Here is a 20,978-nt window from a genome sequence, read left to right as displayed (position 1 = left end):
CGCCCCTACTGCCGGGGGGACGGATTCGGGTCCTCGTCCTCCGCCGCCGCGTTCCGGTCGTACCGCTCCTTGGCCCACGCCAGCCCGGCCCCGTACAGCAGCAGCACCGCCGCCAGCAGCCCGTAATAGAGGGGAGGCAGGGCCGCCATCCCCAGCAGCGGGCCCAGCGGCGACGGCGGCAGCAGCAGCCCGATGACGGCGAGCGCGCACACCGCGAGCCGGATCTGGCCGGGCGCACGGCCCTCCGCCGAGCGGCGTCCCGTACGCAGCAGGTACATCACCAGCGCCTGCGTCAGCAGGTTCTCCGTGAACCACCCGGCGTGGAACGCGTCCTGCCCGCCCGGGTGGCCTGAGCCGTGCACCGCGAGCACCAGCACGCCGAACGTGGCCAGGTCGGCCGCGGCGTTGAGCAGGCCGAAGCCGGTGATGTAGCGGAGCAGATCGGCGGGGCGCAGGACCGTGGGCCGGCGCAGCGCGGCGGGACCCGGCCGGTCGAAGGCGAACGCGAGCTGGACCGCGTCGAAGCACAGGTTCTGCACCAGGACCTGCGCCGGGAGCATCGGCAGGAACGGCAGCAGCAGGCCGGCGCCGAGCATCGCGATGACGTTGCCGAGGTTGGAGGAGAGGGTGATGCGCAGGTACGTGGCGATGTTGGCGCTGCTGCGGCGGCCCGCGACGATCGCTCCGTCGATGGCGCTCAGGTCCTTCGAGGCGAGGACGACGTCGGCCGCCTCCCGGGTCACGTCGACGGCGTCACGCGGGGCGATGCCCACGTCGCAGGCGTGCAGGGCGGGAAGGTCGTTGACGCCGTCGCCGAGGAAGCCGACGGTACGCGGGGAGACCGGTTCGCCGGGCGTGTCGCTCGTACCGGACGTACGTGCGTCACCCGGCCCGGCCCGCAGCGCCTCCACGATCCGCGCCTTGTGTTCGGGTGTGCAGCGCGCGAACGCCGTCGTACGGGCGGCGAGCCGGGCCAGTTCCGCGTCCGTGAGGCCGTCGATCCGGTCGGCGGTGACCACCGCGCCGGGGCCGGTGTCGAGTCCGAGTGCGCGGCAGACGTGGGTGACGGTGCCCGGGTGGTCGCCGGTGAGGACCTTGACGGCGACGCCGCGCCGCGCGAGGCCCGCGCAGGCCGCGGCGGCGGTCGGGGCGAGCGCGTCGCGCAGGCCGACGAAGCCGACGAGGGTCAGGCCGCGCTCGTCCGCCGGCGTGTACCGGCGGCCGGGCCGGGCGGGCCGCTCGGCGACCGCGACGGCCAGCAGCCGCAGCCCGTCCGCCGTACGGTCCGCGACGAGCCGGGCCAGCCGCACGCGGGCCGCGTCGTCCAGGTCGGTTTCCTCTCCCCCCGTACGGACGCGGGCGCAGCGTTCCAGTACGGCCTCGGGCGCGCCCTTGACGACGAGCGTGTGCGCGCCGAGCCGGGAACGGTGACCGCCCGCCGTCTCCGTACGGAACTCCCCTTCCATACGGACCACCGTGTCCGTACGGAACTCCGCGTCCCTACGGACCACCGCGCACGACGTACGCCGCACCGGGTCGAAGGGCAGCGCGGCGATGCCCTCGTACGCGAGCAGCTCGTCGAAGTCGTCCTCGGCCGCCTCCAGGACCGCCTCGTCGAGGGCGTCCGGGGTGGGCAGCTCGGCGAGCTGGAGCGTCCACAGGCTGTTGACGGCCGCCCAGTGCAGCGGCTCGGGCGCCGGCCGCCCGTCGGGGCCGAGGGAGCGGTCCACGACCGGCCGGTCCTGGGTGAGCGTGCCGGTCTTGTCCGTGCACAGCACGTCGATCGCGCCGAGGTCGTGCAGCGCGGGCAGCCGCTTGACGATCACCTCGCCGCCGCGTGCGAGCAGCGCCGCGCCCCGGGCGAGCGCGGTGGTGACGATGACCGGCAGCATCTCGGGCGTCAGCCCGACCGCCACCGCGACGGCGAACGGCAGCGTCTCCAGGCCGCGGCCGCGCAGCGCGGCGTTGGCCATCAGCACCAGCGGCGGGGTGAGCAGCATGAAGCGGATGAGGGTCCAGGAGACGCCGTTCACGGAGCGGTCGAAGGCGCTCGTGGGGCGGATGGGGCGGGTGGTGGGCGTGGGTGATGTGGGTGGCGTGAGGCGCGTACGCCGGATGCCGCGCGCACCGGCCGCACCGGCCGCCCCGGCGCCCGTGTCCTTTCCGGGCGACCGCCGGTACGTACCGGCGAAGACCGTGTCCGCGCCGGTGGCCAGCACCACCGCGATCGCGCTGCCGGACGCGACGCTGCTGCCCTGGAAACACAGCTCGGGCCGTTCGAAGAGACCCGCGCCGGAGGCAGCCGTACCGTCCACCCCGTCCGGCAGACCCGTCCCGCTCCCCGGCACCTCCACCGGATACTTCGCCACCGGCGCCGACTCGCCGGTCAGTGGCGCCTGGCGTACGGTCAGCCCGCTCGCGCGCAGCAGTCGCAGGTCAGCGGGGACCAGGTCGCCCGGCCCGAGCCGGATCACATCGCCCGGCACCAGCTGATCGACCGGTATCTCCCGCGCGGCCGAAGCCCCCGGACCGGCCCCGGCCTTCCCACCGGCCGAAACCCTCGAACCCGCGCCGGCCTTCCCACCGGCCGAATCCTTCGCACCGGCCGCCCCCGAGGCACCCGCACCGGCCGCCCCCCTGCGCTGCACCGTCGCCGTCGTGGCGATCAGCTCGCGCAGCGCCGCCGTGGACCGCTCCGCCCGGTGCTCGCCGCTGGACCGCAGCACCGCGCTGACGATCACCAGCACCGCGATCACACACGCCGTCCCCCAGGAGGCGACGGCGGCCGAGACCAGGGCCAGACACAGCAGTACGGTCGTGAAAGGGTCACGCAGGCTGCGGACGAAGCGCCACGGCCGGCCGGTCGGCCGCCGCTCGGGCACCGCGTTGTCGCCGTACCGCAGCAGCCGCTCCTCGGCCTGCGCCTCGGTCAGGCCGCGCGGCCCGCTCTCCAGGAGCCGCAGGGTTTCCAGGGCCGTGATTCCGGGGGAGTCCCGCAGGGCGGCGCCGCTGTCCGCCCGTACGCCCGGTGGTGCGGTGTGCGGGCCCGGCTCCGCCTCCCCCTCCGTACGGGCCGCGGAGCCCACGAGCCTCTCAGGCGCCCAGGCCACGGACGCGTCCCGGAACCGCCGGGCCGTCGGTCCGGCCCGTCCGGTCGGTCAGCTGCCCCACCAGCCACCGCACCATCGACACCACGTCGGGGTCGTCCACCAGGTACACCACGCGGCGGCCCTCGCGCCGCGACCGCACCAGCCCCGCCAGTTTCAGCTTCGCCAGGTGCTGGCTCACCGCGGGCAGCGCGCCGCCCACCCGCTCCGCGAGCCCGCTGACGTCGCACTCGCCGCCCGCCAGCACCCAGACGATGTGCAGGCGCGCGGGCGACGCCAGCAGCCCGAACGTCGCCGCGGCCTCCGTCAGCACCTCGGCCGACGGATCCGCCACGTCCTCGACGCCACTCGTCACAGCCGCTCTCCATCCGCCTGGGGCCGCCCAGGGACGGCCCGTGCCCCCGAAAGGTCCCAGTCTAGGTGCCGGGCATCCGGGCACTTCCGTACGAGAAGTCAGGAGAAACCACGGGAAGGCACGAGAAGTCATCGGACGGCCGTACCGGAAATGCCCCGGCCCCGAGCCCGCACGCCTCATGCCACGGCAAAGCCCGAAGCCCCGGGCCCGAGCCCGAAGGCCCGGAGCCGGGGCTCCGATCTTGCTCCACGCTGTCCACGACGCGGTCGGGGGAAACGGCATCGGGGGGACCGCCGTTTCCCCCGATGGTGGACCGGGCCTCAAAGTCCGCGCCGCTGTCAGGGGGGAAGCTCACGGCGTGGACCCCGCAGTGAGGCTCGGGTCCCGTGCCCCGCGCATTCCTGCCAGATACACCGGGCACACCCCCATCCTGCTCCGCGCGCCCCGTACGGAACGCAGGCAAAGGGCCTGCCTCCAGGGGCCTTTGGTCCTTAAAGTCACGGTCAGTACGCGCGTTCCGGTGCCGACCGGACGCCCGCGCCCGCCGCACCCCCGCACAAACGCCCCGCCCGCGGGCCCCTCCCCCGCCTCCCTCCCGCCGGCTCCACCCCTGATGCGGAAGTGGTTACACTCAGCCGGTCTGCACGCTGGGGAAGGGCGGGCGGGAGCTGCCGTAGGGGAGACGGGGACAGTCAGATGGCGCAAGCGAAGAAGATCGCGCTGTACGTGGTCATCGTCTTCGTCCTGTACACGATCATCACGTCCCCGGCACGCGCCGCCGATCTCGTGCAGATAGGGTTCGAGGGCATCTCGTCGGCCGCTCATGGTGTCGGCGAGTTCATGACCCAGCTGATCTCGTAGGACGCCCTGGTGGCCCGGAGTCGTACGGACCGGGACGCTCGAACCGGGACGTACGGCGCGCAACGGCCACGGGCCGACCGCACGGAGGACCGCCCAGTGATACGCCACCTGGTTCTTTTCAAGCTGAACGAAGGCGTCGGACGTGACGAGCCGCGGGTCGTGGCCGGCGTCAAGGCGTTCCAGGAGCTGGCCGACCAGATCCCCGAGCTGGAGTTCTGGGAGTGCGCCTGGAACATCACGGACCGGCCGATCGCGTACGACTTCGCCGTGAACTCCGCCGTGGCCGACGCCGACGCCCTCAAGCGGTATATCGAACACCCGGCCCATCAGGCTGCCGCCGGACAGTGGCGTGAGTTCGCCACCTGGGTGATCGCCGACTACGAGTTCTGAGCCGCGGCCCCGGCCGCGCGTACGCCCCTCGTCCCGTCTCACGGGCGAGGGGCTTCTTCATGGCCGGTTTCGGCCGTACGTGCGCCTCCCTGTGGATCAACTCTGCGATCAACACGGCGTTTCGCGGTGCTTGCACACAGTGCACATGTCTTGTGATGCTATGACCGCTTTTGCCGGATGAATGGACTGAGAAGGGTGGCGTGACCGTGACGGCCCGAACTGCGCCCAAGGCTCCATCCCGCGAGAGCAGGAGCGCGGACACGCGGGCACTCACGCAGGTGCTGTTCGCCGAGCTCACCAGCCTGGAGCCGGGCACACCCGAGCACACCCGGGTGCGCGCCGCCCTGATCGAGGCCAATCTGCCCCTGGTGCGCTACGCGGCGGCACGTTTCCGCAGCCGTAACGAGCCGATGGAGGACGTCGTCCAGGTCGGCACGATCGGGCTGATCAACGCCATCGACCGCTTCGACCCCGGGCGTGGCGTCCAGTTCCCCACCTTCGCCATGCCGACCGTGGTCGGCGAGATCAAGCGCTACTTCCGGGACAACGTGCGCACTGTGCACGTACCGCGCCGCCTCCACGAGCTGTGGGTGCAGGTCAACGGCGCCACGGAGGACCTGACCGTGCTGCACGGCCGCTCCCCGACGACCACGGAGATCGCCGAGCGGCTCAAGATCGGCGAGGACGAGGTGCTGGCCTGCCTGGAGGCGGGCCGCTCATACCACGCGACCTCCCTGGAGGCCGCGCAGGAGGGTGACGGCCTGCCGGGGCTGCTGGACCGGCTCGGGTACGAGGATCCGGAGCTGGCCGGGGTCGAGCACCGGGACCTCGTCCGGCATCTGCTCGTACAGCTCCCGGAGCGCGAGCAGCGCATCCTGCTCCTCCGTTACTACAGCAACTTGACGCAATCCCAGATCAGTGCCGAGCTGGGGGTGTCGCAGATGCACGTGTCGCGGCTACTGTCGCGGAGCTTCGCACGACTGCGGTCCGCAAACAGGATCGAAGCCTAACCGGGACGGGCGACCCGTTCCTGCACAGATATGTCGACAAGGCGCTACAGCGTGTTGCCGACATGTGACATTCTGCAGGAACCGCGTTTGCCGTGGCGTCGCCTCCGGTATTCAGGTGGAGGCATAAGTTCTCGGTTCCGCCGCGGACCGAGGGCGCCGCAGCGACCCGACCGCGACCTCAAGGGGGTGGCATGTCCGTAGAACTGGGCAGCTCGAAGGTGCTTCCCGCGATTCCCGCGCCGGCACCACATGTGCACGACGACGACGCTCTCAACACCCGTACCCTCTCCCGTTCCCTGTTCCTGCGGCTGGCCACGCTCGACAAGGACAGCCCGGAGCGCACGTACGTACGCGACACCCTCATCGAACTGAACCTGCCGCTGGTGCGCTACGCGGCGGCACGTTTCCGCAGTCGCAACGAGCCGATGGAGGACATCGTCCAGGTCGGCACGATCGGCCTGATCAAGGCCATCGATCGTTTCGATTGCGAACGCGGCGTCGAATTCCCGACGTTCGCGATGCCGACAGTGGTCGGCGAGATCAAGCGTTTCTTCCGCGACACCTCGTGGTCGGTGCGCGTCCCGCGCCGCCTCCAGGAGCTGCGCCTGGCCCTGACGAAGGCCAGCGACGAACTCGCCCAGAAGCTCGACCGCTCCCCGACCGTCACCGAACTGGCCCAGTGCCTCGGCGTATCCGAGGAGGACGTCGTCGACGGCCTGGCGGTGGGCAACGCCTACACCGCCTCCTCGCTCGACTCTCCCTCCCCCGAGGACGACGGCGGCGAGGGCTCCCTCGCGGACCGCCTCGGCTACGAGGACAGCGCGCTCGAAGGCGTCGAGTACCGCGAATCCCTCAAGCCCCTGCTGGCCAAACTCCCGCCCCGGGAGCGCCAGATCATCATGCTGCGCTTCTTCGCCAACATGACACAGTCCCAGATCGGCGAAGAGGTCGGCATCTCCCAGATGCACGTCTCCCGCCTGCTCACCCGCACCCTGGCGACGCTGCGCGAGGGCTTGATCTCGGACTGATCCGGGCCTGAGACGGGACTGCCGCCGGATTGGCCGCGGATTACTGCCGGACTGCCTGCGGACTGCTGCCGAACTGCCCCCGGGCTGCTACCGGGCTGCCCCCGGATCGACTTCCGTCCCCGAGCCGGCCGGCAAAGGCCGGACACCCGCCTCCCGTACGGGCCGACGCCCTGCCGTACCGGGCCTATGCAACTGACGTGCCGTCAGTGACACTGGCCCGATGCGACGGACCACACGCGCCCTGCGTACCGCTCGTGCTCCCCGTACTCCCCATGTCCCGCGCGCCCCATACGCCTCGCGGGCCTCGCGCGCCCCTCTCACCGTCACCGCCCTGTGCCTGGCCGCACTGCTCTGCGCCTGCGGCAACGACGACGGCCGCGGTCACGCCACGGTGGGCGCCGCCGGACCGGCGGACGGCCGGTCCCCGACGAGACCGGTACCCCCGCGTGACGGAATCACCCTCACGCCCCTGGACGGCACCGGCTCGCCCGCCACGGGCATCGGCTCACCCCCGTACGCCTCCCGGCCACCGACGGGCCCCGGCACGAACGACGCCCCCGGCTCCGACCACGCCGGCCCGGGACAGGACGGCGCGTCTCCCTCCACCGCCCCACAGGACGGCTCCAGCAACAACGGCCCCCGCAGCGGCGGCACCGCCCCCACCCCCAACACCCCGCCCGGACGCCCTTCCGGACACCACTCCGGCGGAACGCCCGACCGTCCCCCCGCCAGTCCTCCCGCACAACCCCCCTCCCCCACTCCGGCTCCCAAGCCCACCACCCCACCCCACCTCACCACCGGCACCATCAAACGCACCCGCACCGACGTCCGCTGGTGCGAAAACGTCTCCCTCGCCCTGCACAACACCGGCGACCGACCGGTCACTTCGGGCACCGCCACCTTCAGGACCCACATCATCGGCGCCCTGGGCATCGACTGGGCCACCAGAACCTCCACCCAGCCCCTCCCCACCCCCATCACCGGCCGCACCCACCGCACGGCCACCTGGCGCGTCTGCGTGGCCGCCTGGCGCGTACCACTGGGGATGCACATCGAGACCCGGGATGTCGACGTCGACTGGGACTGACTCCGAGCGCCCCTGGATGCGCGCGGCATTCCGCGCCAATGCCCCACCACCCCGCCGAACCCGTGGTGACGCCGGAACGCGATGGGCCGCGCTCACGCGCAGCCGCTGGACATCCCCGCCCTGGCCCGGACCGCGCACGTCTCGGAGGCACACTTGACCCGCAACTACCGGGCCATGTCCGGCGGGTCACCACCGGGGAGCTTCCCCTAGGGACGGCCGAATGCTTACGACATGTTCCGACCGATACGCCGGACTGCTGGTGACCAGGCGCGGGAAGCCCCGGTGCGCGGCCGGTGCGGCGTCCGCAGATGCCCGTGGGGCAGGTACGCTCCGGCCGCGCGGTAACGACCTTCAGGGGAGCGGCAGGGCGGGCTCCTCCAGGAGGATCACGACATCGAACGGCGCGTCACCCATGCTGGTGGTGGTCTACGCATCAGGTTCCTAGGCCATCCAGGAGGACGAATGCGATACCGCCACATCGCCGTGATCGCCGTGGGGGCGGCGACCGCCGCTTCCGTACTGGGCGCAACAGCGGCCCCGGCCGCCGGCGAGGACAGCCCCCGTACAACAGCCCAGCGCCTGCCGAGCGCGGCCGCCCGCCCGGGCAACGACCAGGGCCGGGCGGCGTTCGACGCGTTGCTCCGCCGGCAGGAGCAGGCCTGGGCCGAGAAGGACGGCGCGGCCTTCGCCGCCACCTTCACCAAGGACGCCGACCTCGTCACCTTCAACGGCGATTACCTGCGCACGCGGAAGACGATCGCACAAGGAATGCAGTCCTACTTCGACCGCTACGTCGGCGACACCACGCTCCGAACACTCGACGAGCATGTGCGCTTCGTCGACCGGCGGACAGCCGTCATCGTCCGGACGAGTTGTCAGGTGCAGAAGGGGGAGAGCGAGTGCCGGGCAAGCTCGAAGTCCGTCAACACCAACGTGATGACCAAGAGGAACGGAGCGTGGCTCCAGCAATCCTTCCAGAACACCCGTAAGGCCGAGCTGCCCCACTCAGCGTGATCGCGGCCCGGGTGATCAGTGATTCGCCCGGTCCGGGCAGACATGCGACGGTCCCAAAGTCCATGCACGCTGTTTCGTGGCGTGGAGTTCGCCGAGGAACCCACCGAGCGCCCGTACGGCACCGACTGCGGCCTCCGCGTCCCGTTCGGCAACCGCAACCGCTGCACGCAGCCGGAGCAGGGATGAGGCGGCCCTGGGCCCGGGAGTCCTGAGGCCCACCCCGAGACCGCGTCAGGGTCGTCACCCCGCAGGCTGACCGCTGACGCGACCGAGGGATGACTACTTCCGCCCGCCTGCGCACTAGCGTCAACTCCCGTCACAGCGCACACGCAGGCAGCGAGCAGGGGGCGGGACATGGGTGCCATGGGAACGAAGCAGCACCGGGGCGGGTTCGCGGGGCGGCGTCGGTACGGTGCGCGGGCCGGGGCGGTGCTCGGGGCGCTCGCCATGGCCGCCGTGGGAGCCGTGGGGGCCACAGCCACGGCGGTGGGCCTCGCGGGGCAGGCGCACGCCATGTCCGGCGGAACGCAGCTGCCCCGGCCCGGCGCCGCGCCCTGGCTCGCGACACTGGCCGTGAAGGGCGACGGCCCACTGCTGCAACGGGCCTCCTGCGGCGGCGCCCTCATCGCCCCCGACCGCGTCCTCACCGCGGCCCACTGCGTGGACGGTGTGGACGTACGACGCGTGGAGGTCCACCTCGGTTCCCCGGTCCTCTCGAAGGACCCGGGCACGGTGCGGGACGTACGCAGCGCCACCCGGCACCCGCGCTACAAGCTGCTCCCGTCCCCCGCCGACCCCGGCCGCCCGGAACTGTCCTCCGCGGCCTACGACATGGCCGAAATACGGCTCAGCGCTCCCGTACGCGGCATCGCCCCGCTCCCCGTCGCCCAGCACCGGCCGCGCCCCGGCACCCCCGTATCGATCTTCAGCCACGGCACCACGGCCGCCTGGGACGCGTCCCAGCCCGGCAAGGAGATACGCGGCGACGTCCTGCGCCGCGGCGACCTCAGCGTACGGACCCACGGGCAGTGCGCCGCGCAGACCCCGGCGGTGGTGGACGAGACCTCGGTCTTCTGCGCCCGGGACCGGCAGGCCGCGCGCACGGACCGCACCCCCACGACCATGTGCTTCGGGGACAGCGGCAGTCCGCTGGTGGCCTGGGGGCGGCGCGGTCCGGAACTGGCCGGCATCTTCAGCTTCGCGGGCGAGACCGCGGGGAAGGTCTGCGGTCAGCCGGCGGACGCGGCGTTCGCCGACGTACCGGCGCTGCTGCCGGGGCTGGTGCCTCAGCTGCCCGGCCTCGGAAGCATACGTACGGACGGTGGAGCATGAACCGACGACGGCAGAAGAAGCTCACGAAGCGGCTGGTGACGGCCGCGCTGCTCGGCCAAGCGGACGAAGCCGCCGCCCTGTTGCGCGCCGGAGCGCAGCCGAACACCGCGAACTCCGAAGGCAGCACACCCCTGTACGCCGCGTCCGTGCACGGCGACGCGGCGATCGTCCGCCTCCTCCTGACCGCCGGCGCCGCGCCGGACGCGGAGAGCGGTCACGGCACGGAGGGCACTCCCCTGTGCGCGGCTGCGGCCTGGGGCCACCTCGATGTCGTACGTCTCCTCCTCGACCACGGCGCCGACCCGAACCTCCGCGAGGACGGCGGCACCGGCCACTCCCCCCTCGACTGGGCCACGAAGGACTACCAGCCCCACCCGGAGACGGCGGCCGCCCTTGTCGCGGCGGGCGCGCGTCCCCGGGTTGCCTGAATTCCCTTACGGCTTCGCCACCGGTGCCACCGCCGCCAGCTCCTCCACCGTCCCGGACATGATCGTCCGTATGTGCTCGGTGATGTGCTCGGCCGGCCAGTCCCACCAGGCCATTTCGAGCAGCCGGGCGATGTCCGCATCGTCGTGGCGGCGGCGGATCAGCTTGGCCGGGTTGCCGCCGACGATGCCGTAATCGGGTACGTCGTCCACGACGACGGCCCCGGAGGCGATGACCGCGCCGTGGCCGATCCGTACGCCCGGCATGACCATGGACCGGTATCCGAACCACACGTCGTTGCCGACCACCGTGTCGCCCCGGCCCGGCAGCCCGCTGATCAGGTCGAAGTGGTCGGCCCACGACCCGCCCATGATCGGGAAGGGGAACGTCGAGGGGCCGTCCATCCGGTGGTTGGCGCCGTTCATGATGAACCGCACGCCCTCGCCCAGCGCGCAGTACTTGCCGATGACCAGCCTCTCGGGGCCGTAGTGGTACAGCACATTGCGCGTCTCGAAGGCGGTCGGGTCGTCCGGGTCGTCGTAGTACGAGAAGTCGCCGACCTCGATCAGTGGCGAGGTGACCAGGGGCTTCAGCAGCACCACCCGCGGCTGGCCGGGCATCGGGTGCACGACGTCGGGATCGGCGGGGACAAGTGGCATGGTTCGGTGCCCTCTCGTGACGGGTGGTCGGACGGATTGCGGACTGCCGGCCCACGGGCTGATGATCCACGGCTCCAGGGCCGACGAACCACGGACCGGCCCGCGGCCCCCGGCATGATCCCAACCGACGCCGCCTCCGACGACCGATTAATCAAGCCGGGGGTGGGGGTCGATGCGGCCGACGCTGCGGGCTTGCCGCACCGGCAAAGAAACTTGCCGCCTCAGCATTGGTGGCCGCAACCTACTACCCACTCAAGGTCATCGACACGCAGGGGGCACCGCAATGACCGTCCACGACGGCATCACCACCGCACCGAGCGCCGACGCCAACACGCCGCGGGGCAACCGCGTGCACCTCGTCCGGTCCGGCGAGCTGGACGGTCACGCCGCCATCAGCGGCGGCACCGTCGGCTCGAAGAAGCTGTGGATGGGCCTGGTGGAGAACCCACCGCTCAGCTCGACGGACAACCACCACCACGGCGCCTCGGAGGCGGGGATCTACGTGGTCAGCGGCCACCCCGTCTTCGTCTACCACGACGGCGGACAGGAGGTACGGATCACCGCGGGCCCCGGCGACTTCGTGCTCGTCCCGCCGTTCGTCCCGCACCGCGAGGAGAATCCCGACCCGGACGAGCCCGCGGTCGTCGTGATCGCCCGTACGACACAGGAGCCGGTCAAGGTGTCCGTACCGGAGCTGTACCGGCACGAGGAGCCGGAGGCACGCTGAGCACACCGTGCGGCCGACCTGATCGCTCCGGCCGGGCGGCCTGGGACACTGGAACCGAGAGTCCAGCACGAGTCCAGTACGAGTCCGGTACGCGCCGGCGTCGGCGAGGAGGGTCCCGGGTGAGCAGCAAGGCGCCGGAGAGTGCGCTGTCGACCGTCATGCTGGTGATCGCCACCGGACGGCGCCTCCAGGAGCAGCTGGAGGCGCGCCTCGCCGGCATCGGCCTGTCCATGCGGCTGTTCGGGGCGCTCGGGCACATCTCCCGCGACCCCGACCTGTCGTACAGCGACCTGGCCCGCCGCGCGGGCGTCACGAGCCAGAGCATGCGCGCCACCGTCCTCATGCTGGAGGAACTGGGCGCGGTGGAGCGCAACCTGCGCGGTCAGGGGCACCGCGCACGGCTGGAACTGACCGAACAGGGCCGCTCGCTGCTCGGCCGGGCGCGGGGCATCGTGGCCGAAGTGGACGACGAGTTCCTGAAGGCCGCGGGGCCCGACCGAAAGGCGGCCCTGGACGAAGCGTGCGGCCGCGCGCTGGCGCCGGGGGGTCCGTTCCCCTTCCTGCCGGAGTAGTCACGGGACGGGCCGGGGGCCAGGGGCCAGAACCTGGGCCCGTAGTCCAGGACCCGGAGACCGGGGGCTCGGGGCCCTAGGGCACGGATTCTGTACCTCGCCCGAGGCGTCAGCCGACTGTTAGCCCCGCGTGCAGGCTCGAAACGGAAGTGATTGTTCCACGGCATCCGGCGCGATCGCTGGGTACGCAGCGTATGGCTCCGGCCAGTGCCGTACCGACACGGCCGGGTGACAGTCCGCCGTCCACATGCCGTACGGACGAGTGAGGGCGTTGAATGGACGCGAGGCCACCGCCGTTCTCCGGGAGGATGTGCACATGAGCATCGAGTCGGCCGACTACAGCGACGGCGTCAACCCGGAGCACGCCCTGAAGTACGCGGTCCAACATGTTCGCGGGGACCGGGTCCAGATCATCGAGGGAGTTATCGAGCCGGTGTCGCCGACCTGGGCCCACGAAACTGCCGCCGACAGGCTCCGCAATCAGCTCACCGCCCGCGCCCGCGAACTCGATTGCGTCATCGGCTCCGGCAACCTCGACCTGCCCGGTTCCCCCAACTGGTACGTCCCCGACCTCGCCGTCGTCCCGACCGCCGCGGCCGAGGTCGCCGGCGCGCTCCTCCCCGACCAGACACTGCTGATCGTGGAGGTCACGTCGGAGTCGAACGCCGACACCGACCGCGTCGTCAAGCGCCGCCGCTACGCCGAGTACGGAGCGCCGCTGTACCTGCTCGTCGACCGTCAGCAGCGCGCCCTCACCCTCTTCGCCGAGCCCGGCCGGCTCGGCTACACCCGGGTCACCGGCCCGCTGCCGTACGGAACCCCGCTGCACCTCCCGGACCCGTTCGGCGTGGACCTGGACACGAGCGGTCTGTGAGCGACTGCGTTGGCGAGCTGATGGCGACGTCAGCTCTCGCCGGCCGATTCTTCCGGACTGCGCTCGGTCACGAACGACCCCATGCCTGGTGTGGTGATGATGAGCCCGTCCTTCCTGAGGGCGGCAGTCACCTTCCGGACCGTCACGCGGGCGACGCCGAACTCCTGCTCCATCTTCACTTCGGAGATGAGGTGGCGCGGCGGGTAGGCCCCACTTGCGATCCGCTCTCGCATCACGTCGGCGATCTGCATCCACTTGGGCCGCGTCGGGTCGAACTCCATCACGAACGGGACTCTACGCATGGGTAGCTTTCCCGGCATAGATGCGCCCGTAGGGCCATAGGTGTATACAGGAGCTAATAGGCCTGGACCGCGAACGAAGTTGAACCCCGGCGACCGCTGCAACGGCCCCGGGGCATGGCCAACGCCCCCAACCAACGAAAAGAGCGTCGACGTGCTCCACCGTATCCGCCGCCTTGCGGCCTGGCCGAGGTATCGCCTCTCGCCGCCAGTGGCTGCCCCCGTCACAACCCTCCGCGCGCCCACGCGCCCCTCTCCCCGGGTGAGGCTCGCGCGGCCCACTGCTCGCGTGCTGGACGGGCCGATCGACGGCGACGCCTCGCCCCTCGTACGCCCGTACCTCGCCGCCCATGAGGCACGAGAGGACCAGCAGCAGGCACGGCTCATCGCCCGCGTCAGCGGCTGCCACGGGGAGTTCGCCGTATGAGCGCGGACGCCGGTCCGCAGCCAGGTATGCGCCTGCTGCCCTGGTCGCAGGGGGGTGGCAAGCAGTGCCTGCTGTCGACGGACGGTGACGGCTACGTGTCGCGGCTCGCGGACGACATGGAGGCGGCGCAGCTCGACATGGGTACGGAACTGCTCGATCACGCCGGGGCGCTGCTGGGCGAACCCGGCGCCTCGGCCAGTGAACTGCGGTTTCTCGCGAACCGGTTGGTCGAGGCGCTGCACGACGCGCTGCGGGTGGCCGACAGCCGAGGCCGGCGGGTTCCCGGCCTGGGCGTGGGGGGCGGAAAGGAGATCGTCGGCCGCTTGGCGGCGGCCGAGTGAGGGGACGTCAGGACGGCGCGTCCGGTCAGCTCAGCGCGAGCCAGGCCGCCCCGACGACGACCGCGATCGCGACGATCACGCCGACGATGACGCCGACGCGGGGACCGCCGGACGACTGCTGCTGGGCCGCTGCCCGGCGGCCGCCGGCCTCGGGGGCACCCTCGTCCACGAAGGCGCGGAACATCTGCGTGCTGCCGGCCGGGTCCTGCTGGCCGTTGGCCGGGTTCTGCTGGTAGTTCGCCATAGGCCAGGACCCTAGCGAACCCGGCATGTGCGGCACACCCCTGGGCCTCGTGCGTCACAGCACAGTTGCCCGCCGATCCGCTCCACCGGCTCCGCCGGCCTCGGGCTCCACCGGCCCTACCGTGTGCGCAATGCCGCTACCACTTCGACTTCCAGCAGGTACTCAGGTGCGAAGAGGGCGGCGACGCCCACCAGTGTGCTCGCCGGTGACTCCGTGGTGCCCGCGCGCAGCGGGGCGAAGATCTCGGGGAGCAAGGCGGGGGTGTAGTCCACCACGTAGACGGTTTCTTTGATGATGTCGTCCCGGGTGGCGCCGACCGCCGCGAGGACCGTTTCCAGGTTGCGGGCTATCTGGGCGGCCTGGGCCGCGTGATCACCGGGTCCGACGGGCCGTCCGTCGGCGTCCCAGGCGACCTGCCCCGACAGGTGCGCCAGCCGTACGCCTTCGGTGACGACGACTTGGCTGATCAAGGGTGCCGGGTCGGGTACGGCGGAAGGGTTGAGGCGTTGTGGAGGCATGACGGCGCTGCCCTCTCGGGGTCTGGGGTTCACGACGGTGCGCCCGCCCAGGCCGTGAGCGCCTCGTGCCGTTCGGCGTGGCGGGCGCGGACGTCGGTGGTGCGGGTGGCCCAGGCCACGTGGCCGTCGGGGCGTACGAGGATCTCGGCCACGCCGTCCAGGTCGGGGTGGGTGTCCCGAGTGGTGACGCTGACGGGGGTGACGCGCGAACCCCAGCCCGCAGCGACCGCCGAGCCGAGGCCCGGGGCGTCGCCCGCGAGGTCGAGGTGGACGTACCGGCCGGCCGGGAGGAGTTCGTACACCCGTACCGCCTCCGACCCGGCGGCGGCCAGGCCGATGTCCGGCATCCGGTGGCCCACCAGTGGATCGGCTCCGGGAGCGGTCGGCGGGTAGGCCGTGCCGAGCCCGGAGACCCGGGCGGCGAGGGTGCGGTTGACCTCTTCCATGCCGAGGAGTTCGTCGAAGAGCTTGCGCAACGCCGCGCCGGGGCGCTGATACCGCGGTACGAGGGTCAGTTCGGCCAGCAGGGTCTGGACCTCGGTGTTCTCGGTGACCGACTGCCCGACCGGCCGCCGCTCCCCGTCGTACGTGTCCAGGAGGCCGGGCGGGGCCCAGCCGTTGACCTCGGCGGCCAGCTTCCAGCCGAGGTTCATGGCGTCCTGGAGGCCGGTGTTGAGGCCCTGGCCCGCCGCGGGGAAGTGGATGTGGGCGGCGTCGCCCGCCAGGAGGACGCGACCCGCGCGGTAGCTCTCGGCGAGCCGGGTGGCGTTGCCGAAGCGGGAGAGCCAGCGGGGTTCGGCGACACCGCAGTCGGTACCGCAGATCCGGGTCAGGGACTCGCGGAACTCCTCCAGGGTGACGGGCTCTCCGGCCGGCACGCGCATCCGTTCCGGGTCGATGAGGACGAGCCGGACGATGCCGTCCTCCATCGGGGCGACCAGTACGCCCCGCTCGCGGGCGGCGTCGAGGGCGGCGGGGTCGGTGACCGCGAAGTCGCCGAGTACGCCGGTGAGGGTTTCGTCCGTACCCGGGAAGGCGATGCCGGCGGACTGCCGTACGACGCTGCGCCCGCCGTCGCAGCCGACGACGTAACGGGACCGTATCGTCGCGACGCTCCCGTCCCGGCCACGCACCTTCAGATCGACCCCGTCGCCGTCCTGGCCGAGCCCGGCGACCTCGTGGCCGCGCTCGATCTCGACGCCCAGCTCCCGGGCGCGCTCCGCCAGCAGCGCCTCGGTGTGCGCCTGGGCGAGGAACAGCGTGTAGCCGTGCCGGGAGTCCAGTACGGAGAAGTCCAGGTGGGTGGGGAGCTGGGCGAAGTGCCAGCCGGGCACGGGCCGGCCGAGCGGGAGGAAACGGCCGAGCAGCCCGCGCTGGTCCATCAGCTCCACGCTGCGCGGGTGCAGGCTCAGGGCCCGCGAGTCGCGCTGCGGCTCGGCACGGCGCTCGAAGACGCGGGTGCGTACGCCGGCCAGCGCGAGTTCGCAGGCGAGCAGCAGGCCGGTGGGGCCCGCGCCCACGACAGCCACATCAACATTCATCGGAGTGACCCTCCCTATTTAGTGAACAACGTTCACGTGAACAGCGTTCACTATAGTGAGGGTCATGAGCTCCCCGTCAACCCCGGCTCGCGGCCGCCCCGCCCGACTCGACCGCACACGCACCCTGCAAACCGCCCTCGACCTGCTGGATCAATCGGGCCTCGACGCACTGACCATGCGTCGGCTCGCCGACGCGATGGGCGTACAGGCCGGCGCCCTGTACCGCTATTTCGCGACCAAGCAGGACCTGCTCACCGCCATGGCCGAGCGGATGATGGAGGGCGCCGCCGAGGCTGCCGCCACCGCATCGGCGGCCACGACGGACGGCGGCGACTGGAGCGAGCGGCTGACCGCCCTCGCCCGCGCCGCGCGCAGCGCCCTGCTCACCCACCGCGACGGCGCCCGCGTCTTCGCCGGTACGCACGCGACCGGCGAGAGCGTCCTCGGCTTCGCCGACGCGCTCGTGGGCGTACTGCGCGAGGCGGGCTTCAGCGACGACGCGGCGGCCCGGGCGCTCTACACGGTGGTCAACTACACCGTGGGCCACACCTTGGAGGAGCAGGCGGCCCTCCAGGCACAGGACGAGGGCGCCGAGGGCGCGGGGGCTCTGCGCGACGCGGTAGCCGCCGGGACGTACCCCCACCTAGGCGCCACCCTCCCCACCCTCACCAGCACGGACTTCACCGGCCTCTTCGAGTTCGGGCTCAGCCTGATCGTCGAGGGGTTGCGGGCGCGGCACGCGCCGCCGGCGGCCACCCCTGCGGAGTAGGACCGGCGCGGCGGCACGGCGAGGGCCTCCGGCGAGCACCGGGGTCCTCGCTCCACCCAGGTGGAGGCGGCAACACCCGCCCCCGCCTGCGCCTTTACGCCCCCACCCCACCTCCTTGACCGTTGATCTTGCCAACCTTTTGGGTTCCTTTACCTTCCCCGCCTCGAAATCGTTTGCCTTCAGCAACCAAGTGGTTCTACGGTTGCTCAAGGCAACAAAAGAAGAAGTGCGGAGGTGCCCATGGCCGCTCAGAGTCAGTACGAGGAGCTGGCCCGGCAGCTCAGTGCCATCGGTGCCGTCAAGCGTGAGATGGGGCGGATTCTGCCGCCCGACTGTCCGCCCGCTTCGGCCGGTGTGCTCACCCTGCTCGACCGGTTCGGCGAGATGCGGATGAGCAAGCTGGCGGAGCTGCTCGCGATCGACATGTCGGTCACGAGCCGGCACGTGGCCCACGCCGCCGAGCGCGGCTGGATCGAGCGCGAGCCCGACCCGCAGGACAAGCGGTCGCGGCTGCTGCGGCTGACACCGAGCGGCAGGCTGCTCCTCGCGGAGCTCTCCGAGCGCTACACAGCATCACTCGCCCGGTATCTGGACGACTGGTCCGACAGCGACGTCGGCCGTCTCAACGAGCTGCTCGCCAGGCTCCGTACGAGCTTCGGCGACTGCCGTACCCGGGCGCACCACGAATCCACCACCCGCACACCCGCGGAATGAAAAGGAACCACATGGCTACGACCACACCATCCGGTGTGCGGGGCGGCCACGCCAAGCACGGGGGCCACCCGGCTCCCGACGGGGCGCCCATGACGCACCGTCAGATCATGGAGGCGATATCCGGGCTGCTGCTCGGCATGTTCGTCGCCATCCTGTCCTCGACGATCGTCTCCAACGCGCTGCCCGAGATCATCCACGATCTCAAGGGCGGCCAGAGCGCGTACACCTGGGTCGTCACCGCGTCGCTGCTGGCGATGACCGCGACCACCCCGCTGTGGGGCAAGCTGTCCGACCTGTTCAGCAAGAAGCTGCTGGTCCAGGTCGCGCTGGTGATCTACGTGGCGGGCTCGGTGGTGGCCGGCCTGTCGCAGAACTCCGGCATGCTGATCGCGTGCCGCGTCGTGCAGGGCATCGGTGTGGGCGGTCTGTCCGCGCTGGCCCAGATCGTCATGGCCGCGATGATCTCCCCGCGCGAGCGCGGGCGGTACAGCGGCTACATCGGCGCCACCTTCGCGGTCGCCACCGTCGGCGGCCCGCTGCTGGGCGGCGTCATCACCGACACCAGCTGGATGGGCTGGCGCTGGTGCTTCTACGTCGGCGTGCCGTTCGCGGTGATCGCCCTGATCGTCCTGCAGAAGACCCTGAAGCTGCCCGTGGTCAAGCGGGACGTCAAGGTCGACTGGGCGGGCGCGTTCTTCATCAGCGCGGCGGTCTCGCTGCTGCTGGTGTGGGTGACCCTGGCGGGTGACAAGTACGACTGGATCTCCGGCCAGACCTTCGCCATGGTCGGCGGCGCGATCGTGCTCGGCGCGATCTTCGTGTTCGTCGAGTCCCGGGCGAGCGAGCCGATCATCCCGCTGCGGCTGTTCCGCAACAAGACGATCACCCTGGCCTCGCTGGCCTCGCTGTTCGTCGGTATCGCGATGTTCTCCGGCACCGTCTTCTTCAGCCAGTACTTCCAGCTGGCGCGCGGCGAGTCGCCGACGATGTCCGGGATCATGACGATCCCGATGATCGGTGGTCTGTTCATCTCCTCGACCGTCTCCGGTCAGATCATCACCAAGACCGGCAAGTGGAAGGCCTGGCTGGTCTCCGGTGGCGTGCTGGTGACCGCGGGCCTCGGCCTGCTGGGCACCATCCGGTACGACACCGAGTACTGGCACATCGCGATCTTCATGGCGCTGATGGGCCTCGGCATCGGCATGATGATGCAGAACCTGGTGCTGTGCACGCAGAACCAGGTCGCCCCGAAGGACCTCGGCTCCGCCTCCTCCGTCGTGACCTTCTTCCGCTCCCTCGGTGGTGCGGTGGGCGTCTCGGCGCTGGGTGCGGTGCTCGCCAACCGCGTCACGCACTACGTCAAGGACGGCGTGCAGGAGCTCGGCCCGCAGGCCGCGGCGAAGTTCGCGCAGGGCGGCGCCGGCGGCGGTGGCGGCATTCCGGACCTGGACGCCCTCCCGGCCCCGTTCCGGACCATCATGGAGAGCGCCTACGGGCACGGCGTCGCCGACGTCTTCCTGTACGCCGCTCCGTGCGCGCTGCTCGCCTTCCTGCTGACGCTGTTCATCAAGGAGGTCGCGCTGAAGACCCAGGGCGGTCTGGCGCAGTCCGACGAGCCGACGGCGGCACCCGCCGCTGCCGGTGCCGCCGCCGCTGCGGCGCCGCAGCCGGAGCCCGCCCTCGTGGGCGCCGGTGCCCCGGTGGGCCAGGACGACGACGGCCGGGCGCCCTCCTGGGCGCAGCAGCCGGCGGCGTCGGCCACCACGCAGCCGCTGGCGGCGTACGCCTCGGCGGGCGGCGGTGACGAGGTCCCGGGCGGCCCGGCGATCCACGGCTCCGTCCGCAACGCGGAGGGCCTCCCGGTCGCGAACTCCGCGGTCACGCTGATCTCGCTCAGCGGACGCCAGCTCGGCCGCTCGGTGGCCCAGGCCAACGGCTCGTACGTGCTGAACGCCCCGAGCGCCGGTTCGTACGTGCTGATCGCGGCCGCCGACGGCCACCAGCCGCAGGCGTCCACGGTCGTCATCGGCGACGACGCCCTGGGCTACGACATCCTGCTCAGCGGCACCAGCGGCCTCGGCGGCCAGGTCCGCAGCGCGGTCACCGGCGAGCCGGTGGCGGACGCAATGGTCGTGGTCACCGATGTGCGCGGCGAGGTGCTGGCCACCGGCAAGACCGGCGAGGAGGGCTTCTTCTCCTTCGACGAGCTGGCCCCCGGCACGTACACCATCGCCGTCAACGCGGCCGACTACCGGCCGACGGCGCTGCCGGTCGAGGTCGGCGGGCAGGGCACGACCCGGATGGAGATCGAGCTGCTGTCCGGCGCCCGGGTGCAGGGCATCGTACGGGCCGGAGCCGACCGGCGTCCGCTGCCGGACGCTCGGGTCACGCTCGTGGACGCGGCGGGCAACGTCGTGGCCACCTCCACCACCGGTGAGGACGGCGCGTACGCCTTCACCGACCTGGACGCGGGCGACTACACGGTCATCGCGAGCGGCTACCCGCCGGTCGCCAACGGCCTGACGGTCGACGCGCGCGGGGTCGACGGGTACGACGTCGAGCTCGCCCACCCCGGCGAGTGATCCCGGGCCCGGGGGGGGGGGGGGGGGGGGGGGGGGGGGGGGGGGGGGGGGGGGGGGGGGGGGTGGTGGAGGCATGAGCCTCCTTTCTCCTTTTATGGAGG

The 20,978-nt window shown here is 71.8% G+C and carries 23 protein-coding genes and 2 pseudogenes; 18 read left to right on the top strand and 7 right to left on the bottom strand.

Going from position 1 to position 20,978, the window contains the following annotated elements:
- Positions 1-5 precede the first annotated feature (5 nt).
- Both ACZ4Z1_RS09765 and ACZ4Z1_RS09760 read right to left on the bottom strand, forming a co-directional pair.
- Positions 6-3,110 (bottom strand): P-type ATPase actuator domain-containing protein, encoded by a 3,105-nt coding sequence (locus tag ACZ4Z1_RS09765; RefSeq protein WP_468486048.1) that lies wholly within the window; start codon positions 3,108-3,110, stop codon positions 6-8.
- Positions 3,094-3,462, bottom strand: coding sequence for an ArsR/SmtB family transcription factor (locus ACZ4Z1_RS09760; protein WP_468486047.1), 369 nt, complete (start codon positions 3,460-3,462; stop codon positions 3,094-3,096). Before ACZ4Z1_RS09760 ends, ACZ4Z1_RS09765 begins: the two co-directional genes overlap by 17 nt.
- Positions 3,463-4,158: 696 nt before the next feature.
- On the opposite strand from ACZ4Z1_RS09760, the gene ACZ4Z1_RS09755 reads away from it, so the two are divergent.
- From ACZ4Z1_RS09755 to ACZ4Z1_RS09710, 10 genes and pseudogenes are all read left to right on the top strand, one after another.
- Positions 4,159-4,323 (top strand): hypothetical protein, encoded by a 165-nt coding sequence (locus tag ACZ4Z1_RS09755; RefSeq protein ID WP_365837015.1) that lies wholly within the window; start codon positions 4,159-4,161, stop codon positions 4,321-4,323.
- A 96-nt stretch (positions 4,324-4,419) separates the two neighbouring features.
- A complete protein-coding gene (locus ACZ4Z1_RS09750) occupies positions 4,420-4,713 on the top strand; it encodes a Dabb family protein (RefSeq protein WP_468486046.1) in 294 nt (97 codons plus the stop codon).
- Between the two features lie 200 nt (positions 4,714-4,913).
- Positions 4,914-5,723, top strand: coding sequence for an RNA polymerase sigma factor SigF (locus tag ACZ4Z1_RS09745; RefSeq protein WP_468486045.1), 810 nt, complete (start codon positions 4,914-4,916; stop codon positions 5,721-5,723).
- 191 nt (positions 5,724-5,914) lie between these two features.
- Complete coding sequence (locus ACZ4Z1_RS09740; protein ID WP_468486044.1) at positions 5,915-6,751, top strand: RNA polymerase sigma factor SigF; 837 nt, start codon at positions 5,915-5,917, stop codon at positions 6,749-6,751.
- A gap of 220 nt (positions 6,752-6,971) precedes the next feature.
- Entirely contained in the window at positions 6,972-7,838 is an 867-nt protein-coding gene (locus ACZ4Z1_RS09735; RefSeq protein WP_468486043.1) for a hypothetical protein, read from the top strand.
- An 81-nt stretch (positions 7,839-7,919) separates the two neighbouring features.
- Positions 7,920-8,030, top strand: a pseudogene (locus tag ACZ4Z1_RS09730) (helix-turn-helix domain-containing protein); the annotation flags it as partial.
- 270 nt (positions 8,031-8,300) lie between these two features.
- Positions 8,301-8,852 (top strand): SgcJ/EcaC family oxidoreductase, encoded by a 552-nt coding sequence (locus ACZ4Z1_RS09725; protein ID WP_468486042.1) that lies wholly within the window; start codon positions 8,301-8,303, stop codon positions 8,850-8,852.
- A 69-nt stretch (positions 8,853-8,921) separates the two neighbouring features.
- A pseudogene (locus ACZ4Z1_RS09720) lies at positions 8,922-9,038 on the top strand (VOC family protein); the annotation flags it as partial.
- Between the two features lie 168 nt (positions 9,039-9,206).
- Positions 9,207-10,184 (top strand): S1 family peptidase, encoded by a 978-nt coding sequence (locus ACZ4Z1_RS09715; RefSeq protein WP_468486041.1) that lies wholly within the window; start codon positions 9,207-9,209, stop codon positions 10,182-10,184.
- The gene (locus ACZ4Z1_RS09710) at positions 10,181-10,612 is read left to right on the top strand and encodes an ankyrin repeat domain-containing protein (protein ID WP_468486040.1); all 432 of its coding nucleotides are present in this window, start codon (positions 10,181-10,183) and stop codon (positions 10,610-10,612) included. Before ACZ4Z1_RS09715 ends, ACZ4Z1_RS09710 begins: the two co-directional genes overlap by 4 nt.
- A gap of 6 nt (positions 10,613-10,618) precedes the next feature.
- On the opposite strand, the gene ACZ4Z1_RS09705 is transcribed toward ACZ4Z1_RS09710, so the two are convergent.
- Entirely contained in the window at positions 10,619-11,269 is a 651-nt protein-coding gene (locus tag ACZ4Z1_RS09705) for a CatB-related O-acetyltransferase (RefSeq protein ID WP_468486039.1), read from the bottom strand.
- A gap of 283 nt (positions 11,270-11,552) precedes the next feature.
- Between ACZ4Z1_RS09705 and ACZ4Z1_RS09700 the strand changes: the two genes are divergently transcribed.
- From ACZ4Z1_RS09700 to ACZ4Z1_RS09690, 3 genes are all read left to right on the top strand, one after another.
- Positions 11,553-11,996, top strand: a complete 444-nt coding sequence (locus ACZ4Z1_RS09700; protein ID WP_468486038.1) for a cupin domain-containing protein — start codon at positions 11,553-11,555, stop codon at positions 11,994-11,996.
- 119 nt (positions 11,997-12,115) lie between these two features.
- Positions 12,116-12,568, top strand: a complete 453-nt coding sequence (locus tag ACZ4Z1_RS09695; protein ID WP_468486037.1) for a MarR family winged helix-turn-helix transcriptional regulator — start codon at positions 12,116-12,118, stop codon at positions 12,566-12,568.
- Positions 12,569-12,884: 316 nt separating this feature from the next.
- A complete protein-coding gene (locus ACZ4Z1_RS09690; RefSeq protein WP_468486036.1) occupies positions 12,885-13,442 on the top strand; it encodes a Uma2 family endonuclease in 558 nt (185 codons plus the stop codon).
- A 29-nt stretch (positions 13,443-13,471) separates the two neighbouring features.
- Here the strand turns inward: ACZ4Z1_RS09690 and ACZ4Z1_RS09685 are convergent, their stop codons facing one another.
- Complete coding sequence (locus ACZ4Z1_RS09685) at positions 13,472-13,723, bottom strand: GntR family transcriptional regulator (protein ID WP_468486305.1); 252 nt, start codon at positions 13,721-13,723, stop codon at positions 13,472-13,474.
- A gap of 307 nt (positions 13,724-14,030) precedes the next feature.
- On the opposite strand from ACZ4Z1_RS09685, the gene ACZ4Z1_RS09680 reads away from it, so the two are divergent.
- Entirely contained in the window at positions 14,031-14,168 is a 138-nt protein-coding gene (locus tag ACZ4Z1_RS09680; protein ID WP_468486035.1) for a hypothetical protein, read from the top strand.
- Entirely contained in the window at positions 14,165-14,509 is a 345-nt protein-coding gene (locus ACZ4Z1_RS09675; protein ID WP_468486034.1) for a hypothetical protein, read from the top strand. Before ACZ4Z1_RS09680 ends, ACZ4Z1_RS09675 begins: the two co-directional genes overlap by 4 nt.
- Positions 14,510-14,534: 25 nt before the next feature.
- Here the strand turns inward: ACZ4Z1_RS09675 and ACZ4Z1_RS09670 are convergent, their stop codons facing one another.
- From ACZ4Z1_RS09670 to ACZ4Z1_RS09660, 3 genes are all read right to left on the bottom strand, one after another.
- Positions 14,535-14,753, bottom strand: coding sequence for a hypothetical protein (locus tag ACZ4Z1_RS09670; protein ID WP_468486033.1), 219 nt, complete (start codon positions 14,751-14,753; stop codon positions 14,535-14,537).
- 116 nt (positions 14,754-14,869) lie between these two features.
- Positions 14,870-15,271, bottom strand: coding sequence for a RidA family protein (locus ACZ4Z1_RS09665; protein ID WP_468486032.1), 402 nt, complete (start codon positions 15,269-15,271; stop codon positions 14,870-14,872).
- Between the two features lie 29 nt (positions 15,272-15,300).
- Positions 15,301-16,812 carry a monooxygenase gene (locus ACZ4Z1_RS09660; protein ID WP_468486031.1) on the bottom strand — a complete coding sequence of 504 codons (1,512 nt, stop codon included), beginning with the start codon at positions 16,810-16,812 and terminating at the stop codon, positions 15,301-15,303.
- Positions 16,813-16,876: 64 nt separating this feature from the next.
- Here ACZ4Z1_RS09660 and ACZ4Z1_RS09655 point away from each other — a divergent pair, with 64 nt between their 5' ends.
- The 3 genes from ACZ4Z1_RS09655 (at position 16,877) to ACZ4Z1_RS09645 (ending at position 20,877) form a co-directional block, all read left to right on the top strand.
- The gene (locus tag ACZ4Z1_RS09655; protein ID WP_468486030.1) at positions 16,877-17,581 is read left to right on the top strand and encodes a TetR/AcrR family transcriptional regulator; all 705 of its coding nucleotides are present in this window, start codon (positions 16,877-16,879) and stop codon (positions 17,579-17,581) included.
- A 240-nt stretch (positions 17,582-17,821) separates the two neighbouring features.
- A complete protein-coding gene (locus ACZ4Z1_RS09650; RefSeq protein WP_468486029.1) occupies positions 17,822-18,295 on the top strand; it encodes a MarR family winged helix-turn-helix transcriptional regulator in 474 nt (157 codons plus the stop codon).
- Between the two features lie 89 nt (positions 18,296-18,384).
- Positions 18,385-20,877, top strand: a complete 2,493-nt coding sequence (locus tag ACZ4Z1_RS09645) for an MFS transporter (protein WP_468486304.1) — start codon at positions 18,385-18,387, stop codon at positions 20,875-20,877.
- Positions 20,878-20,978 lie beyond the last annotated feature (101 nt).

The sequence above is a fragment of the Streptomyces sp. NPDC030165 genome, from assembly GCF_055573595.1.
This window is presented reverse-complemented; position numbering and strand designations above follow the sequence as displayed.

Bases quoted from the DNA above. Each gene is read 5' to 3' on its own strand.
- ACZ4Z1_RS09755 (WP_365837015.1), top strand. From the start codon at position 4,159: ATGGCGCAAGCGAAGAAGATCGCGCTGTACGTGGTCATCGTCTTCGTC.
- ACZ4Z1_RS09740 (WP_468486044.1), top strand. From the start codon at position 5,915: ATGTCCGTAGAACTGGGCAGCTCGAAGGTGCTTCCCGCGATTCCCGCG.
- ACZ4Z1_RS09735 (WP_468486043.1), top strand. From the start codon at position 6,972: ATGCGACGGACCACACGCGCCCTGCGTACCGCTCGTGCTCCCCGTACT.
- ACZ4Z1_RS09725 (WP_468486042.1), top strand. From the start codon at position 8,301: ATGCGATACCGCCACATCGCCGTGATCGCCGTGGGGGCGGCGACCGCC.
- ACZ4Z1_RS09715 (WP_468486041.1), top strand. From the start codon at position 9,207: ATGGGTGCCATGGGAACGAAGCAGCACCGGGGCGGGTTCGCGGGGCGG.
- ACZ4Z1_RS09710 (WP_468486040.1), top strand. From the start codon at position 10,181: ATGAACCGACGACGGCAGAAGAAGCTCACGAAGCGGCTGGTGACGGCC.
- ACZ4Z1_RS09705 (WP_468486039.1), bottom strand. From the start codon at position 11,269: ATGCCACTTGTCCCCGCCGATCCCGACGTCGTGCACCCGATGCCCGGC.
- ACZ4Z1_RS09700 (WP_468486038.1), top strand. From the start codon at position 11,553: ATGACCGTCCACGACGGCATCACCACCGCACCGAGCGCCGACGCCAAC.
- ACZ4Z1_RS09690 (WP_468486036.1), top strand. From the start codon at position 12,885: ATGAGCATCGAGTCGGCCGACTACAGCGACGGCGTCAACCCGGAGCAC.
- ACZ4Z1_RS09685 (WP_468486305.1), bottom strand. From the start codon at position 13,723: ATGGAGTTCGACCCGACGCGGCCCAAGTGGATGCAGATCGCCGACGTG.
- ACZ4Z1_RS09675 (WP_468486034.1), top strand. From the start codon at position 14,165: ATGAGCGCGGACGCCGGTCCGCAGCCAGGTATGCGCCTGCTGCCCTGG.
- ACZ4Z1_RS09670 (WP_468486033.1), bottom strand. From the start codon at position 14,753: ATGGCGAACTACCAGCAGAACCCGGCCAACGGCCAGCAGGACCCGGCC.
- ACZ4Z1_RS09665 (WP_468486032.1), bottom strand. From the start codon at position 15,271: ATGCCTCCACAACGCCTCAACCCTTCCGCCGTACCCGACCCGGCACCC.
- ACZ4Z1_RS09660 (WP_468486031.1), bottom strand. From the start codon at position 16,812: ATGAATGTTGATGTGGCTGTCGTGGGCGCGGGCCCCACCGGCCTGCTG.
- ACZ4Z1_RS09655 (WP_468486030.1), top strand. From the start codon at position 16,877: ATGAGCTCCCCGTCAACCCCGGCTCGCGGCCGCCCCGCCCGACTCGAC.
- ACZ4Z1_RS09650 (WP_468486029.1), top strand. From the start codon at position 17,822: ATGGCCGCTCAGAGTCAGTACGAGGAGCTGGCCCGGCAGCTCAGTGCC.
- ACZ4Z1_RS09645 (WP_468486304.1), top strand. From the start codon at position 18,385: ATGACGCACCGTCAGATCATGGAGGCGATATCCGGGCTGCTGCTCGGC.